General features: G+C 49.0%; 16 protein-coding genes and 1 pseudogene. 9 read left to right on the top strand and 8 right to left on the bottom strand.

Going from position 1 to position 16,379, the window contains the following annotated elements; translation table 11 throughout:
* The first annotated feature begins 97 nt into the window (after nucleotides 1–97).
* From cpxR to trmL, 3 genes are all read left to right on the top strand, one after another.
* A complete protein-coding gene (gene cpxR, locus VJY99_RS10740; protein WP_324118278.1) occupies nucleotides 98–796 on the top strand; it encodes an envelope stress response regulator transcription factor CpxR in 699 nt (232 codons plus the stop codon).
* Nucleotides 793–2,163, top strand: coding sequence for an envelope stress sensor histidine kinase CpxA (cpxA, locus tag VJY99_RS10735; protein ID WP_324118276.1), 1,371 nt, complete (start codon nucleotides 793–795; stop codon nucleotides 2,161–2,163). The genes cpxR and cpxA overlap by 4 nt, the downstream gene beginning before the upstream one ends.
* A 90-nt stretch (nucleotides 2,164–2,253) precedes the next feature.
* Nucleotides 2,254–2,727 (top strand): tRNA (uridine(34)/cytosine(34)/5-carboxymethylaminomethyluridine(34)-2'-O)-methyltransferase TrmL, encoded by a 474-nt coding sequence (gene trmL / locus VJY99_RS10730; protein WP_324118275.1) that lies wholly within the window; start codon nucleotides 2,254–2,256, stop codon nucleotides 2,725–2,727.
* Here trmL and cysE read toward each other — a convergent pair.
* The 5 genes from cysE to VJY99_RS10705 form a co-directional block, all read right to left on the bottom strand.
* Nucleotides 2,724–3,545, bottom strand: a complete 822-nt coding sequence (cysE, locus tag VJY99_RS10725; protein WP_324118273.1) for a serine O-acetyltransferase — start codon at nucleotides 3,543–3,545, stop codon at nucleotides 2,724–2,726. The genes trmL and cysE overlap by 4 nt on opposite strands.
* Before the next feature lie 211 nt (nucleotides 3,546–3,756).
* A complete protein-coding gene (gene gpsA / locus VJY99_RS10720; protein WP_324118271.1) occupies nucleotides 3,757–4,776 on the bottom strand; it encodes an NAD(P)H-dependent glycerol-3-phosphate dehydrogenase in 1,020 nt (339 codons plus the stop codon).
* Nucleotides 4,776–5,243, bottom strand: a complete 468-nt coding sequence (secB, locus tag VJY99_RS10715) for a protein-export chaperone SecB (protein ID WP_324118269.1) — start codon at nucleotides 5,241–5,243, stop codon at nucleotides 4,776–4,778. The genes gpsA and secB overlap by 1 nt, the downstream gene beginning before the upstream one ends.
* A gap of 58 nt (nucleotides 5,244–5,301) precedes the next feature.
* Nucleotides 5,302–5,553 carry a glutaredoxin 3 gene (grxC, locus tag VJY99_RS10710; protein WP_124022207.1) on the bottom strand — a complete coding sequence of 84 codons (252 nt, stop codon included), beginning with the start codon at nucleotides 5,551–5,553 and terminating at the stop codon, nucleotides 5,302–5,304.
* A gap of 25 nt (nucleotides 5,554–5,578) precedes the next feature.
* A complete protein-coding gene (locus VJY99_RS10705; protein ID WP_324118265.1) occupies nucleotides 5,579–6,010 on the bottom strand; it encodes a rhodanese-like domain-containing protein in 432 nt (143 codons plus the stop codon).
* Nucleotides 6,011–6,255: 245 nt separating this feature from the next.
* Here VJY99_RS10705 and gpmM point away from each other — a divergent pair, with 245 nt between their 5' ends.
* From gpmM to VJY99_RS10690, 3 genes are read left to right on the top strand one after another with little or no spacing between them, the layout of a single operon-like run.
* Nucleotides 6,256–7,803, top strand: a complete 1,548-nt coding sequence (gene gpmM / locus VJY99_RS10700) for a 2,3-bisphosphoglycerate-independent phosphoglycerate mutase (RefSeq protein WP_324118263.1) — start codon at nucleotides 6,256–6,258, stop codon at nucleotides 7,801–7,803.
* Between the two features lie 9 nt (nucleotides 7,804–7,812).
* Nucleotides 7,813–9,096, top strand: coding sequence for a murein hydrolase activator EnvC (gene envC, locus VJY99_RS10695; RefSeq protein ID WP_324118261.1), 1,284 nt, complete (start codon nucleotides 7,813–7,815; stop codon nucleotides 9,094–9,096).
* A 48-nt stretch (nucleotides 9,097–9,144) separates the two neighbouring features.
* A complete protein-coding gene (locus VJY99_RS10690; RefSeq protein WP_324118259.1) occupies nucleotides 9,145–10,062 on the top strand; it encodes a divergent polysaccharide deacetylase family protein in 918 nt (305 codons plus the stop codon).
* Here the strand turns inward: VJY99_RS10690 and VJY99_RS10685 are convergent.
* A pseudogene (locus tag VJY99_RS10685) lies at nucleotides 10,053–10,376 on the bottom strand (glycosyltransferase family 2 protein); the annotation flags it as partial. The gene VJY99_RS10690 and the pseudogene VJY99_RS10685 sit on opposite strands and share 10 nt — an antisense overlap.
* A 362-nt stretch (nucleotides 10,377–10,738) precedes the next feature.
* On the opposite strand from VJY99_RS10685, the gene VJY99_RS10680 reads away from it, so the two are divergent.
* Nucleotides 10,739–11,971: a glycosyltransferase gene (locus VJY99_RS10680; RefSeq protein WP_324118257.1), complete on the top strand. Its 1,233-nt coding sequence runs from the start codon at nucleotides 10,739–10,741 to the stop codon at nucleotides 11,969–11,971.
* A complete protein-coding gene (locus VJY99_RS10675) occupies nucleotides 11,964–12,884 on the top strand; it encodes a hypothetical protein (RefSeq protein WP_324118255.1) in 921 nt (306 codons plus the stop codon). Before VJY99_RS10680 ends, VJY99_RS10675 begins: the two co-directional genes overlap by 8 nt.
* 50 nt (nucleotides 12,885–12,934) lie before the next feature.
* Here the strand turns inward: VJY99_RS10675 and tdh are convergent, their stop codons facing one another.
* Both tdh and kbl read right to left on the bottom strand, forming a co-directional pair.
* Complete coding sequence (gene tdh, locus VJY99_RS10670; protein ID WP_324118253.1) at nucleotides 12,935–13,960, bottom strand: L-threonine 3-dehydrogenase; 1,026 nt, start codon at nucleotides 13,958–13,960, stop codon at nucleotides 12,935–12,937.
* A 10-nt stretch (nucleotides 13,961–13,970) separates the two neighbouring features.
* Entirely contained in the window at nucleotides 13,971–15,167 is a 1,197-nt protein-coding gene (kbl, locus tag VJY99_RS10665) for a glycine C-acetyltransferase (protein ID WP_324118251.1), read from the bottom strand.
* Nucleotides 15,168–15,386: 219 nt separating this feature from the next.
* Between kbl and rfaD the strand changes: the two genes are divergently transcribed.
* Entirely contained in the window at nucleotides 15,387–16,361 is a 975-nt protein-coding gene (gene rfaD, locus VJY99_RS10660) for an ADP-glyceromanno-heptose 6-epimerase (protein WP_324118249.1), read from the top strand.
* Nucleotides 16,362–16,379: the final 18 nt, after the last annotated feature.

Here is a 16,379-nt window from a genome sequence, read left to right as displayed (position 1 = left end):
TCCCGCTGCAAACTAGCGTCAGGGGGTGTAAAACAACGTAAAGTCATAGATTAGCGCGCCTTGATGACGTAATTTCTGCCTCGGAGGTAATTTAACAATGAATAAAATTCTGCTAGTTGATGATGACCGAGAGCTTACTTCTCTGTTAAAGGAACTGCTCGACATGGAAGGTTTTAACGTAATTGTTGCCCACGACGGCGAACAAGCGTTGGAACTTATTGACGACACCATTGACCTTTTATTGCTCGACGTGATGATGCCGAAGAAAAACGGCATTGATACGCTTAAAGAGTTACGCCAGTCACACCAGACCCCTGTCATTATGCTTACAGCTCGAGGCAGCGAGCTAGATCGCGTTCTCGGCCTTGAACTGGGTGCCGATGACTACCTGCCTAAACCTTTCAACGATCGTGAACTGGTGGCTCGTATACGCGCTATTTTGCGTCGTTCACACTGGAGTGAGCAGCAGCAAAACAATGACAGCGGTTCTCCGACGGTCGAAGTTGACGGTTTAAGCCTGAATCCTGGTCGCCAGGAAGCGAACTTTGATGGGCAAGCGCTTGATTTGACCGGTACCGAATTTACCCTGCTCTATTTGCTGGCGCAGCATCTGGGCCAGGTGGTTTCACGCGAACACTTAAGCCAGGAAGTGCTTGGGAAACGTCTGACACCTTTCGACCGTGCTATCGACATGCATATTTCCAATCTGCGTCGTAAGTTACCGGATCGCAAAGATGGGCATCCGTGGTTTAAAACATTACGTGGCCGCGGCTACCTGATGGTGTCAGCTTCATGATAAGTAGCCTTACCGCGCGTATTTTTGCCATCTTCTGGTTGACGCTGGCGTTAGTGCTGATGCTAGTGCTGATGCTGCCGAAACTGGATTCGCGTCAAATGACCGAACTGATGGAGAATGAGCAACGGCAAGGCATCATGATTGAACAGCATGTTGAAGCGGAACTTGAAAACGACCCACCGAACGACCTGATGTGGTGGCGTCGCTTGTTCCGGGCCATTGATAAATGGGCACCGCCGGGACAGCGTTTGTTACTCGTGACCAGCGAAGGGCGAGTTATTGGCGCCCAGCGCAATGAAATGCAGATTATTCGAAACTTTATCGGCCAATCTGATAACGCCGATCATCCGCAAAAGAAAAAGTATGGACGCCTTGAATTAGTAGGGCCATTTTCGGTACGTGATGGTGAAGATAACTACCAACTTTACCTAATCCGCCCTGCAAGCAATTCCCAATCTGATTTTATTAACCTGCTGTTTGATAGACCTTTATTACTGCTCATCGTCACGATGCTGGTCAGTTCGCCGCTGCTGTTGTGGCTGGCGTGGAGTCTGGCAAAACCTGCACGTAAGTTGAAAAATGCCGCTGATGAGGTGGCTCAGGGTAATTTACGTCAACATCCTGAACTCGAATCCGGACCCCAGGAGTTTCTGGCCGCCGGTGCCAGTTTTAACCAGATGATTACCGCTCTGGAAAGGATGATGACAACTCAACAAAGGTTGCTGTCCGACATCTCTCACGAATTGCGCACCCCACTGACCCGCTTGCAGTTAGGCACAGCTTTATTGCGACGCAAAACGGGTGAAAGCAAGGAGTTGGAACGTATAGAAACGGAAGCTCAGCGTCTGGATGGGATGATCAACGACCTGCTGGTCATGTCTCGCAATCAGCAAAAAAATGCGCTGGCGAGCGAAACCATGAAAGCCAACCAAATCTGGTCCGAAGTGCTGGACAACGCAGCCTTTGAAGCAGAGCAGATGGGTAAATCGCTGGAAGTCACTTACCCACCAGGTCCATGGTTGATGTACGGTAATCCCAATTCACTGGAAAGTGCACTGGAAAATATTGTCCGCAACGCATTACGCTATTCACACACGAAAATTGCCGTCAATTTCTCCGTTGATAATCAAGGTATTACTATCACCGTCGATGATGATGGCCCAGGCGTCAGCCCGGATGATCGTGAGCAAATATTCCGTCCTTTCTATCGAACAGATGAAGCGCGCGACCGCGAATCTGGCGGCACTGGGCTGGGGTTAGCGATTGTAGAAACGGCTGTTCAGCAACATCGTGGTTGGGTGAAAGCCGACGACAGCCCGTTGGGTGGATTGCGGTTAGTGCTTTGGCTACCTCTCTACCATCGCTAATATAGCCTCGTTAAAGAACAGGCTCTCCGGGGCCTGTTTTCCTTCTGGTGATAAATTGATATTCTGCGCCCCAAGTCTTATGGGGGCAGTATGCTAAATATCGTTTTGTTTGAACCTGAAATCCCACCGAATACCGGGAACATCATTCGCTTGTGTGCCAATACTGGCTTCCGGTTACACATTATTGAACCAACAGGCTTTGGCTGGGACGATAAGCGACTGCGCCGCGCGGGGCTGGATTATCACGAGTTCGCGGCCGTCAATCGCCATCAGAATTACAATGCGTTTCTTGAAGCTGAAAACCCACAGCGTCTGTTTGCGTTAACCACTAAAGGAACGCCGGCCCACAGCGCGGTGAGTTACAATGATGGGGATTATTTGGTGTTTGGTCCGGAAACGCGAGGCCTGCCTGTCACGATTCTTGATGCTTTACCTGCAGAGCAAAAAATCCGCATACCGATGATGCCAGACAGTCGCAGCATGAATTTATCAAACGCCGTATCGGTGGTGGTATATGAAGCCTGGCGCCAGCTTGGTTACCCCGGCGCCGTTCTGAGAAGTTAGATTCCGTCACCGTACTCGAAGCCATTGTTGGCTCCGTTAAAGTGCTGATCCATATCGATGGCAGGCATATCACTTTCAGGCTTGCCAACAATTCGCGCAGGAACGCCGGCCGCCGTGGTATGAGGGGGCACGGGTTGTAACACCACAGAACCTGCGCCAATTTTCGCCCCGCGCCCTATTTCAATGTTACCGAGGATTTTCGCCCCGGCACCAATCATCACGCCTTCACGAATTTTTGGATGGCGATCGCCACTGGTTTTACCTGTACCGCCCAACGTTACAGACTGCAAAATTGACACATCGTTTTCGACAATAGCCGTTTCACCGATCACAATGCCGGTCGCGTGATCGAGCATGATCCCATGGCCAATTTTGGCCGCCGGATGGATATCCACCTGGAATGATACTGAAACCTGGTTTTGCAGGAAAATAGCTAACGCCCGGCGTCCTTCTTTCCACAGCCAATGACCGATACGATAGGACTGCAAAGCATGAAAGCCTTTCAGGTATAACAGCGGAGTGGAATATTTATCCACTGCAGGGTCACGAGTGCGCACAGCCTGAATGTCACAAGCAGCTGAGGCAATCATTTGCGGTTCTGCCGCATAAGCTTCTTCGACAACTTCACGAATAGCTATAGCAGGCATAATCGAGGAAGCTAACTTATTGGCGAGCATATAGCTCAACGCACTACCGAGATTTTCGTGCTTGAGGAGAGTTGCGTGGTAAAAACTGGCCAACATCGGTTCACAATCGGCAAGCGCCCGTGCTTCGGCTTTAATATTGTTCCACACCAGATCCAGTTCTTCAGACGACATTGCTCTCTCCAGACAGAAAAACAGCGCCCGGCACAAAGTACCGGAACGCTTCAGTTATTGCGGTTGTGTTGTTCCATCCATAGTCGCAATACCCAAAATAATTCGCGTTGCATCGCGGCGATAAGAGAACCCATCCCGATGAGCTTACATAAGTAAGTGATCGGGTGAGTTCACACAGCCAACAAAGATGCTGCTTGAAGTATGATGGGTATTAGTTGCCGCTCCGTTCATCCTTGCGTGTACGACCAAGCAACGTTAATGCTGCCTCGCGAGCGTTTTTTCCGCAATACAATACCTGATAAATTTCCTCGGTTATTGGCATTTCGACGCCAAAACGCGCCGCCAACTCCCGCACTTCTTTGGTATTGCGGTAACCTTCAACCACCTGGCCGATTTTCTGCTGCGCCGAATCAACGTCCGCACCCTGCCCCAGCGCCATGCCGAAGCGACGGTTACGTGATTGGTTGTCGGTACACGTCAAGACCAGATCGCCTAAGCCTGCCATTCCCATGAAGGTTTCCGGGTCAGCACCCAGTGCAGTCCCCAAACGTGTCATTTCCGCAAGGCCGCGAGTAATCAACGCCGTACGAGCATTCGCACCGAAGCCAATACCGTCAGACATTCCGGCGCCAATCGCAATCACGTTTTTCACCGCGCCGCCGAGCTGCACGCCGATAAAATCAGGGTTGCTATAAACCCGGAAGCTTTTGCCGCAGTGCAGCAATTGCTGGAGGTCCTGAGCAAAGGTTTCATCCGTTGCCGCCAGGGCGATTGCTGTCGGTAATCCTGCAGCCAGCTCTTTGGCAAACGTCGGGCCGGAAATCACCGCTAATGGGATTTCATCACCGAGAGCTTCACGCGCAACGTCTTGCAACAGACGCCCGGTTTCTGCTTCCAAACCTTTAGTCGCCCAGACGATACGTGCGTCTTTACGCATTAACGGTTTGATTTGACGCAGCACTTCCCCGAAAACATGACTCGGCACTACGACCAGAATATTGCGGCTGGCAGACAGTGCTTTCGCTAAATCGCTTTCAAGATGGAGAGTGTCAGGAAAAGGGACATCAGGAAGAAACGCCGCATTACAGCGATCGGCCTGCAATGTCGCAAGGTGTTTAGGGTCATGGCCCCACAGAACAACGTGGTGACCATTACGCGCTAGTGTGATGGCAAGAGCGGTGCCGTAAGAACCGGCACCGATCACAGTCATTGAGGCATTAAGGCTATTCATCAGGCATCCTGATGGTTTTCAGCACCTTCGCCGTTTTGCTGCTCCAGATAACTCATGAACAGCGCATCGAAGTTAACCGGTGCAAGGTTCAGCTGCGGGAAGGTACCACGAGAAACCAGGCTAGTGATTGCTTCACGTGCATAAGGGAACAGAATGTTCGGGCAGTACGCACCCAGGCAATGTGCCATCTGCGGACCTTCGATCCCACCGATGGAGAAGATACCTGCCTGCTGAACTTCACACAGGAATGCAGTGTCTTCGCCCAGTGTTGCGGTAACAGTAACACGCAACACAACTTCATAGACGTCGTCTGCCAGTTGGCTGGAAGCGGTATCAAGATCCAGCTTCACTTCTGGCTGCCAGTCTTTCTGGAATACGTGCGGCGCATTTGGTGCTTCAAAAGAAATGTCTTTGGTGTAGACACGCTGAATCTGGAAAGCCATTTCTGTGTTGTTTTGTTCTGACATTGTAAACCCTTAAAAAATTAATACGTCCTTAAACGGCAGTAAGCGACAAAGGAGTGCACTAGCGTAGTAGGGGATCGAGTCCACCACGAGCATCGAGTGCATACAAGTCATCGCAACCGCCAATGTGCTGTGCGTCAATAAAAATCTGCGGCACTGTGGTTCGTCCACTGCGTTTAATCATCTCTTCGCGCTTTACGGCATCACCGTCAATCGCTAACTCCTGAAACGTGACCCCTTTGCTTTGCAGCAGGTCTTTTGCACGATGGCAAAATGGACAGGTTGCTTTAGTGTAGATTTCAATATTCGCCATGGTCTTCTCCAATATGCGCCTCGATTTATTTACCGCGAACTAATGGCAGGTTTTCCCCGCTCCAGCCAGCAATCCCTTCTTTAAGCAAGGTCACTTTCTCGAAACCGGCTTTTGTCAGCAATGCGGCTGAATCTTGCGAACTAACACCATTGCCACAAACCACGATCACAGGCTGTGCTTTATGTTTTTCCAACTCACCGAAGTTGCCACTTTTAATATCAGCTGGCAGGACACTCAATGAGTTAGCGATATGACCTTTGCGGTAATCATCACGTGAACGCACGTCGACTACAACGGCATCTTCTTTGTTGATGAGGAGTGTCGCTTCACCACGGGTGATGACCTTAACCTTAGAGGTTAAACCTTTAAAGGTCATGAAAAGTACCGCGGCCAACAAGCCAACCCACGCCAAAATAAGTATGGGATGACGACCAATGAATTGCGTAATTTCTTGCATGGGGGGGTGTAGCTCCCGACTAAGTAATATGAAAAAACCAAGTGAGGAGTATACATTTGCGTTGTGCCAAATACAGCCAGTCTGCGTTAGGTTATGTAGATTCTGCGGACTGTTACGAAAAAAATTACGTTAACGACGTAAAACCGATCACAATCCAACCCTTTTTTTTGATCTTCTGCGGCTATTTACCCCGTAGTCTGTAGTAAAATTACGCAAATTTTGTCTTTGGCTTAGAGGTTGTCGCAATGTCAGTTACTAAAAAACCTATGGTTCTGGTGATTCTGGATGGTTATGGTCACCGTGAAGAGCAGCAGGATAACGCTATTCTGAATGCTAAAACCCCGGTTATGGATAACCTGTGGGCTCAGCGTCCACACACCTTGATCAACGCATCTGGTATGGAAGTCGGTCTGCCAGACGGCCAAATGGGTAACTCCGAAGTCGGTCATGTAAACCTTGGCGCTGGCCGCATTGTTTACCAGGATCTGACTCGTCTGGACGTTGAAATTAAAGAACGTACTTTCTTCGCCAATCCAACGCTTACTGCCGCAGTAGACAAAGCTGTTGCCGCAGGTAAAGCCGTGCATATCATGGGTCTGGCATCCGCTGGCGGCGTTCACAGCCACGAAGAACACATTCTGGCAATGATTGAGCTGGCAGCTGAGCGCGGCGCTGAAGCCATCTACCTGCACGCTTTCCTTGATGGTCGCGATACCCCACCACGCAGTGCAGAATCCTCACTGAAGAAATTTGCTGATAAATTTGCCTCCCTCGGCAAGGGTCGTGTTGCCTCGCTGATTGGCCGTTACTACGCAATGGATCGCGATAACCGTTGGGACCGCGTTGAACTGGCTTATGACCTGCTGACTCAAGCAAAAGGCGAATTCCAGGCAGAAAGTGCAATTGCGGGTCTGGAAGACGCATACGCCCGTAATGAAAATGACGAATTCGTTAAACCAACGGTGATTCGTGCTGAAGGCGAAGCTGAAGCCGCCATGAACGATGGCGATGCGCTGATTTTCATGAACTTCCGCGCAGACCGTGCACGTCAAATCACCCGCACCTTTGTTAACGCTGACTTCGACGGTTTTGCACGTAAGAAAGTGGTTAACTTCGGCGACTTCGTGATGCTGACCGAATATGCAGCAGACATCAAAGCTGCATGTGCTTACCCACCAGCATCACTGACCAATACCTTTGGTGAGTGGATGGCGAAGCACGATAAAACTCAGTTGCGTATCTCCGAAACTGAAAAATATGCGCATGTAACCTTCTTCTACAATGGTGGCGTTGAAGAGCCGTTTGCTGGCGAAGACCGTATTCTGATCAACTCTCCGAAAGTTGCCACCTACGATCTGCAACCAGAAATGAGTTCTGTTGAACTGACCGAAAAGCTGCTGGCAGCAATCAGCAGCGGCAAATATGACACCATTATTTGTAACTATCCAAATGGTGACATGGTTGGGCATACCGGTGTTTTTGAAGCGGCTGTGGCGGCAATCGAAGCACTGGATAACTGTGTTGCTCAGGTTGTTTCTGCAGTTGAAAGCGTGGGTGGGCAGTTGCTCATTACCGCTGACCACGGCAACGCCGAGCAGATGGCTGACCCTGCAACGGGCCAGGCTCATACCGCGCATACTAGCCTGCCAGTTCCGTTGATTTACATTGGTTCCCGTACTGTGAAAGCGGTAGAAGGCGGCAAGCTTTCTGATATCGCTCCCACTATGTTGAACCTGATGGGTATGGAAATCCCGCAAGAGATGACTGGCAAGCCGCTGTTCATCGTGGAATAATCCCTCCCCATGAGGGGAAAGGCGATTTTTTCAATAACATGGGCCGTGAAATCGACAGTGTTTTCAGTCAGGCCTATGATTTACGCCAGCGTTCTAAGCGCTGGCGTATTGTTATGTCCTTTTACCAGTCATGCCGACGACCGCGCCGAGTTGAAATCTATCCAACAGGATATTGCGACTAAAGAACGCGCGGTACGCCAGCAACAGCAACAGCGTTCAGCATTACTGACTCAACTCCAGGCACAAGAAAAAGCAATTGCTGAAGCCAGCCGCAAACTGCGCGACACACAAAATACGCTTGCCGATCTTAACCGCCAAATTGTCACCATGAATGCTTCCCTCGCGAAACTGCAAAAACAGCAGGCATCGCAGGAACGCAATCTGGCCGCTCAACTCGATGCGTCATTCCGCCAGGGCCAACATACTGGTATCCAGCTGATTTTAAGCGGCGAAGAAAGCCAACGCGGACAACGTTTGCAGGCTTACTTCGGCTACCTGAACGCCGCACGTCAGGAAACCATTGAACAGCTAAGGCAAACTAAAGCAGAGGCAGCGGAGCAAAAAGCGAGCCTGGAATCGAAGCAAACTGAACAACAGACGTTGCTCTACGAACAACAAGCTCAGCAAACCAAGCTTGAAAGTGCGCGCAACGAGCGTAAAAAAACACTCTCAACTCTCGAATCCTCTTTGCAGCAAGATCAGCATAAGCTGGGCGAAATGCGCCAGAACGAATCGCGTCTGCGCGATCAACTCGCCCGAGCAGAAGCAGCAGCCAGAGCGCGCGCGCAGAAAGAGGCGCGTGAAGCCGAAGAGGTTAAAAACCGTCAACAAGAAGCGACCAGCAAAGGCAGCACCTACAAACCTACCGAGAGCGAACGTTCACTGATATCGCGAACCGGCGGTCTTGGGTCACCTCGCGGACAAGCATTCTGGCCAGTACGTGGTTCAATCTTGCATCGCTATGGCGAACAGCTGCAGGGTGAGCTACGTTGGAAAGGGATTGTTATCGCCGCGGGTGAAGGCACTGAAGTTAAAGCAATTGCAGATGGACGCGTGATCCTTGCCGATTGGCTACAAGGCTATGGCCTCGTGGTTGTCGTTGAACACGGTAAGGGCGATATGAGTTTGTACGGTTACAACCAGAGCGCACTGGTTAATGTTGGAACACAAGTTCGTGCCGGCCAGGCTATTGCACTGGTAGGTAACAGTGGCGGTCAGGGCCGCCCGTCACTTTATTTCGAAATTCGTCGCCAGGGCCAGGCCGTCAATCCACAACCGTGGTTGGGAAGATAAGTTTTGCTTCAAATCCGTCGTGTGTTTTTCTCTTTCGTCAGCACACTCATGCTGACAACCCCCGTTTACTCCGGAAAGCTGGCAATTGTGATAGATGACTTCGGTTATCGCCCCGCACAAGAAAACCAGGTTATCGCATTGCCTTCTAACATTTCTGTGGCCGTTTTGCCCAATGCACCGCACGCACGCGAAATGGCAACCAAGGCGCATAACGCTGGGCACGAAGTGCTTATTCACTTGCCGATGGCCCCCCTGAGTAAACAACCGTTGGAAAAAGACACCCTACGCCCAGAAATGAGCAGTGGTGAAATAGAAAGAATTATCCGTGATTCGGTAAATAAAGTGCCCTACGCCGTGGGTTTGAATAACCACATGGGCAGCGCCATGACCTCCAGCTTGTTCGGCATGCAGAAAGTGATGCAGTCCCTCGGGCAATACAAACTCTATTTTCTCGACAGTATGACAATAGGAAATAGCCAGTCGATGCGGGCTGCGGCTGGTACTAACGTCAAAGTTATCAAACGTAAAGTGTTCCTGGACGATACGCAAAACGAAGCCGATATTCGCTTCCAGTTTAATCGCGCAGTTGAGTTGGCTCGCCGAAATGGTTCAGCAATTGCCATCGGCCATCCACATCCTTCGACCGTGCGCGTGCTGCAACAGATGGTCTACAGCTTGCCTTCAGATATCACGTTGGTGCGTCCGAGTAGCTTGCTAAATGAACCACAAGTTGATACCTCAAGGCCAAATAACACGCCTCCTGCACTGCCTGGTAAGCCGGTTGAACAACCCAGAAATCCTTTCAGCGGCGTGAAGTTGTGCAAGCCTAAAAAACCGCTGGAACCCGTGTATGCCACCACTTACTTCACTGTACTCAGCGACAGCATCAGTCAAAGCACGCTGGTGAAATATATTCAGCACCAATGGCAAGGTTGGGGAAAATCAATGAAGACCACTCAGTCCTGATTTTGTGGGCGCGCAGAGGAAGCACTTTCTCTGTGCGCAGTGCTGTTTAATTTTCCATCCCAATACCAGGCCTTAAAGTATTTTAGAAAACGGTAAAACGTGGCATACAAACCGGTGACAAGACCCACTCGCCCTTTCCTCCACGCACCACTGAACAAATACCATTTAAAAAATACGCCGATGGCACTTATCACACCTCTTAGTCGTGATGGCTTGATTTCCCTATTTATGACCAGGCGAGTCGTATAACTATTTAATTTACTAAAAACCTCATGAATATTATAAAAAATATCATGGCATACAAAACCAGGAATAACAGATGGGTTAATAACCCCCCTCAGCTTTAACATCTACCAATATTAACAGTCTCATGGTGACTTCCCGAATCCACAATAATGATTTCATCTGCAATTGATATTAATGGTTTCATTACTTCGGGAAGCAGACGAGCAGAGTTATAAGTCAGTAAACAAACTGACATTTTAAACATAGCTGTTATGCCATAAGAAAAAATCAATTATATCATGGTGAATAATTGTAGCTGTGAATTCTAAATCCGGATTCGAATTTTTCGATGATTAATTTAACCCGTAAAAGAGCCATCGAAAGCGTTAGTTATCACTCAATACTGCCTTTATAATGCCGCGTTGAATAATGCTACAGGAGCCGGTCTACGATGGCGCAACAACGGCGTAAAATTCTCTTGCTGGATAACGGTAAAGAGTGGGGTGGCGGTACCAACAGCATGTTGGAACTGCTCAAGCGTATTGACCGTCAGCGGTTTGAAATCACGTGCTGCTTTTACTACAACTATGCGCGTGGAGAAGCTGAAACCATTGAGAAAGTGCTGAATAGCATTGAGATCCCTGTCATTTTCATCCCACAGCGCAAACAACCGGGTTTGGCAAAAATCAGCAAGGAAGTGGCACGAGCATTTTTGTTTTTCAGCAAGGCTGGACGCAAAAAGGTAACGGCATACATTGATAAGCAATGGCGAATCAAACCGAACGCCAATCGTATTCGCGAGATAATCCAGCGCGATAGCTACGAAATTCTGTACATGAATAACCAGCCAGGATCTAATTTAGAAGGTTATCTGGCGGCAGAGCCTCTTGATGTTGCAGTCGTGCAACACTGCCGTATTGAGCCGGTGATGAGTCAGTCAATTACCAGAGTCGTGAACCGTGTTGGCGATGCTGTTATTGCGGTCTCTCATGGTGTGGAAAGCGTGCTACTCAATCATGGCGTGAGGAAATCGCTATGTATTACGGTTCCTAATGCCATTGATATTCACCAACCACTCCCTTCCGGTATGGCAATACGCCGGTCGTTAGACGTTGAAGACGGCACATTTTTGTTTGGCAGTATTGGGTCATTGATTCCAAGAAAATCCTGCCATCACACACTCGAAGCTTTGCATCGTTTTCAACTGCAGCATCCCGAAGCAAAATGGAAATTTGTCCTGGTGGGTGAAGGTACGGATCGAGAAAAGTTAAAGCGCCAGGCAGCTGATTATGGATTTGCCGACCGCGTCATCTTTACGGGCTTTCGTAATAACCCGCTGGATTATTTGGCCGCATTTGATGCCTTCATTTTGGCTTCCAAAAGTGAAGGATTACCGCGCGTTGTCCTCGAATCCATGTTGCTCAAAACGGTAGTAATCGGTTCAAATGTGACGGGTACTGCTGAGTTAATCGACTCAGGCCGCACTGGCCTACTCTACCCATATGGCGATACCATTAAGCTTGCTTCACAACTTGAGCAAGTGTGGCAAGATAGCGTATTACGTGATGCCTTAATTCAGCAAGCCTACCTGCGCGTGATTGATAATTACGCGATAGAGCACTACGTTGCTGGTGTCGAAGCCGTACTTGGTGCAGCAAAACCAACCCGGAATGAAAATGTTTAAATTTCTGAATGCAAAATATCGCCATATTACGGCGCGACATAACATCCCTCTGTCACAAGTCACTCGTGGAGCGAATACCGTTCCTGTCACCTCGGTTGTGATCCCTTGCGTCGGTGAAGATTATGTTGAAGAAGGTACGCTTTCTGCTGTTTTTGCCGATCGCTTCGCACCTCAGCTTGAAGAAATCGTCATCGTCACCGATCAACCCGCTAGTGCATTTATCGATTTACCTCGCAAAACCCGAGTTGTCACTCTGAATGTGCCAGAAAGGGATGACAGTTATCGCTTCAAGCAAATTTACCGTAGTCGTCTAATCAAAATTCAGGCCCCACTCCATGCCCGAACCAAGGGCTCGTTGATCATTGATTCCGATCTGAATCTTTTGCAAATGCCAAAGCTTGAGGTCGAAGAAAATACGCTGTACTCCAGTTTCCGTCAGGGAAAAATGATCGCTAAACTGGCTAATGCTCTTGAAGGTAAAGCACCAGCTTATTATCAGGGAACAATTCGCCCAACTCTTCAGGATCACGTTAACAGTGCTTTTCTTGCCGCGACACACAGCACTTGGCATAGATTATGTCCTCTGTGGCTAGCCTTGTTCCAGGATACTTGGGAGTTAATGGATGATTCGCAGCCACCTACAGATCAGTTGCCTTTGGCTGCGCTTCTCGACTTGCTGGATTTCAGGACTGTAAATTTAGGTGACTGGGTTAATTGGCCAGTGTCAAAACGTATTGGTGGCACTCCTGCAGTGATTCCAAAAGAAGTAATAGGTGCACATGGCGGTTTCCCGCTTTCAGAATGGCAAAAGTATCTTGTCTCGCCGGATTGTGAATTGCTGTTTAAAGGGCAAGATTACACTCGAAAAGTACGCTATCTGACGGATGCTGAAAAGCTTACTGCAAGCGAGTAAAGATGTAAAAAAGGCCGGTGCCCCGGCCTTTTTTAATCGTCACGGCGTGATTATTCCCAGCTCAGAATCACTTTACCAGACTGCCCGGAACGCATGGCATCAAACCCTTTCTGGAAATCATCAATACCAAAACGGTGAGTAATAATCGGTGCCAGATCCAGACCAGACTGAATCAATGCTGCCATTTTATACCAGGTTTCGAACATCTCGCGTCCATAAATCCCTTTTATGAACAATCCCTTGAAGATGACTTTCGTCCAATCGATAGACATATCTGACGGCGGAATCCCCAGCATCGCAATACGACCACCGTGGTTCATCGTATCGAGCATGGTACGGAACGCTGGTGGTGCACCTGACATTTCCAGGCCCACATCAAAGCCTTCGGTCATACCCAACTCTTTCATCACGTCATTCAGGTTTTCATTGCTGACGTTTACCGCACGGGTAATACCCATTTTACGCGCCAACTCAAGGCGGTATTCATTCACATCAGTGATGACGACGTTACGCGCACCCACATGCTTAGCAACGGCTGCAGCCATGATGCCAATCGGGCCAGCACCAGACACCAATACATCTTCACCGACCAGATCGAAAGACAACGCGGTGTGAACAGCGTTGCCAAACGGGTCAAAGATAGAAGCCAAATCGTCAGAGATGTTGTCAGGTATTTTGAAAGCATTAAAAGCGGGCAGGACTAAATATTCTGCAAAACAACCAGGACGGTTCACACCGACGCCAGTCGTGTTACGGCACAGATGAGTACGGCCCGCACGGCAATTACGGCAGTGACCACAGGTAATATGTCCTTCGCCAGAAACACGATCGCCGATTTTAAATCCTTTTACTTCCTGGCCGATGTCAACTACTTCACCGACATACTCGTGGCCAACAACCATTGGAACGGGAATGGTCTTCTGTGACCATTCATCCCAGTTATAAATATGCACATCGGTGCCGCAAATCGCGGTTTTACGGATTTTGATCAGCAGATCGTTATGACCCATTTCTGGCTTGGGTGCATCCGTCATCCAGATGCCTTCTTCTGCTTTCAGTTTCGCTAATGCTTTCATGACCGCTCCCTCAGGCGATAACGCCCAACTGTTTACCGATACGCGTAAATGCGTCAACCGCACGTTCAATTTGTTCTGTGGTATGAGCCGCAGACATCTGAGTACGGATACGTGCCTGACCTTTGGGTACTACCGGGTAGAAGAATCCGGTGACATAAATGCCTTCTTTTTGCAGCTCACGAGCAAAATTCTGCGCGACAACCGCTTCACCTAACATCACAGGAATGATGGCGTGATCGGCACCTGCCAGAGTAAAACCAGCCGCAGTCATTTTCTCGCGAAACAGGCTTGCATTTGCCCATAAGCGATTGCGCATCTCAGCGCCAGTTTCCAGCATTTCCAACACTTTAATAGAGGCAGAAACAATAGCTGGAGCCAATGAGTTGGAGAAAAGATACGGACGAGAACGCTGACGCAGCCACTCAATCACTTCTTTACGACCTGCGGTATAGCCGCCGGAAGCCCCGCCCAGTGCTTTGCCCAACGTGCCGGTGATGATATCTACACGATCTATCACATCGCAGTACTCATGCGTACCACGGCCGTTCTCACCCACAAAACCGACCGCATGAGAATCATCAACCATTACCAACGCGTCATATTTATCGGCTAAATCGCAAACCCCATTCAGGTTGGCAATAACACCATCCATAGAGAACACGCCATCTGTGGCGATCATGATATGGCGAGCACCTGCCGCACGCGCTTCTTTCAGGCGTGCTTCAAGTTCTTGCATGTCGTTGTTGGCATAACGATAACGCTGAGCCTTACACAGGCGCACACCGTCAATAATAGAAGCATGGTTCAGCGCATCAGAAATAATCGCATCTTCTGGGCCGAGCAGCGTTTCAAACAAGCCACCGTTGGCGTCAAAGCAGGAAGAATAAAGAATCGCATCTTCCATCCCCAGGAAGCCGGCGAGTTTTCCTTCCAGCTCTTTATGGCTGTCTTGTGTTCCACAAATGAAACGAACAGAAGCCATCCCAAAGCCATGTTTATCCATACCCTGCTTTGCGGCATCGATCAGTTGCGGGTGGTTAGCGAGTCCCAGATAATTATTGGCGCAGAAGTTAATAACATGGCTGCCGTCAGCAACAGTGATATCAGCCTGTTGAGCTGAAGTAATAATACGTTCTTCTTTAAACAACCCTTCCGCGCGTGCGGCTTCTAGTTGAGATGTTAGCTGTTGATAAAAATCTCCGCGCATTGTGATTCTCCAGGCATGGCTAATTTCGGAACATATTACCCAAACCTATACCAGGAGACGAGATGACGTTTCAATGAAATTGGAATTTTCAGCATAAATCACGAGGTGCTTTCCAAAATCGGGTTATTAGGAAAGACAATTCGGGTAATGGTATGATAGGAGTCATAAACGCGTGAGGTAATGGGCCTCATTGCCCTCTAATTTGTTAAGGTTACGCTTATGATCATAGTCACCGGTGGTGCCGGATTTATCGGCAGCAACATCATTAAATCACTGAATGATATCGGTATTACGGATATCCTGGTTGTAGACAACCTGAAGGATGGCACTAAGTTCGCCAACCTCGTAGATTTAAATATTGCTGATTACATGGATAAAGAAGACTTCTTGATCCAGATTATGGCTGACGAAGAGTTTGGCGATATTGAAGCAATTTTCCATGAAGGTGCATGCTCTTCCACCACCGAGTGGGACGGTAAGTACATGATGGATAATAACTATCAGTACTCTAAAGAAGTTCTGCATTACTGTCTGGAACACGAAATCCCGTTCCTGTATGCCTCTTCTGCAGCAACCTATGGCGGCCGTAACAGCGACTTTATTGAGTCTCGGGAATACGAACAGCCACTTAACGTTTACGGTTATTCAAAATTCCTGTTCGACGAATACGTACGTCAAATCTTGCCTGAAGCTAACTCCCAGATTACCGGTTTCCGTTACTTCAACGTTTATGGGCCGCGTGAAAGCCACAAAGGTAGCATGGCAAGCGTTGCGTTCCACCTGAACACCCAGTTGAACAACGGTGAGAATCCAAAACTCTTTGAAGGTAGTGATAGCTTTAAACGCGACTTCATCTATGTGGGCGATGTTGCAGCGGTGAACTTGTGGTTCTGGCAAAACGGCGTATCCGGTATTTATAACTGCGGTACAGGTCGTGCAGAATCGTTCCAGGCTATTGCTGATGCAGCTCTCGCGTTCCATAAAAAAGGCAGTATTGAGTACATTCCATTCCCGGAAAAACTCAAGGGCCGCTATCAGGCATTTACTCAGGCCGATTTAACCAATCTGCGAGCCGCAGGTTACGACAAGCCATTTAAAACTGTTGCCGAAGGCGTAACAGAATATATGGCCTGGCTGAACCGTGACGCTGATACACAAAATCATTCAAGCAGTATCGAGGCGGCAACTGAGTGAATCCCCTGGAACATAGGA

The sequence above is a fragment of the Buttiauxella sp. genome, from assembly GCF_035271705.1.
Taxonomy (GTDB): Bacteria; Pseudomonadota; Gammaproteobacteria; order Enterobacterales; family Enterobacteriaceae; genus Buttiauxella.
The sequence above is the reverse complement of the archived record's forward strand: the minus strand, read 5'-3'. Positions and strand labels throughout refer to the sequence as shown.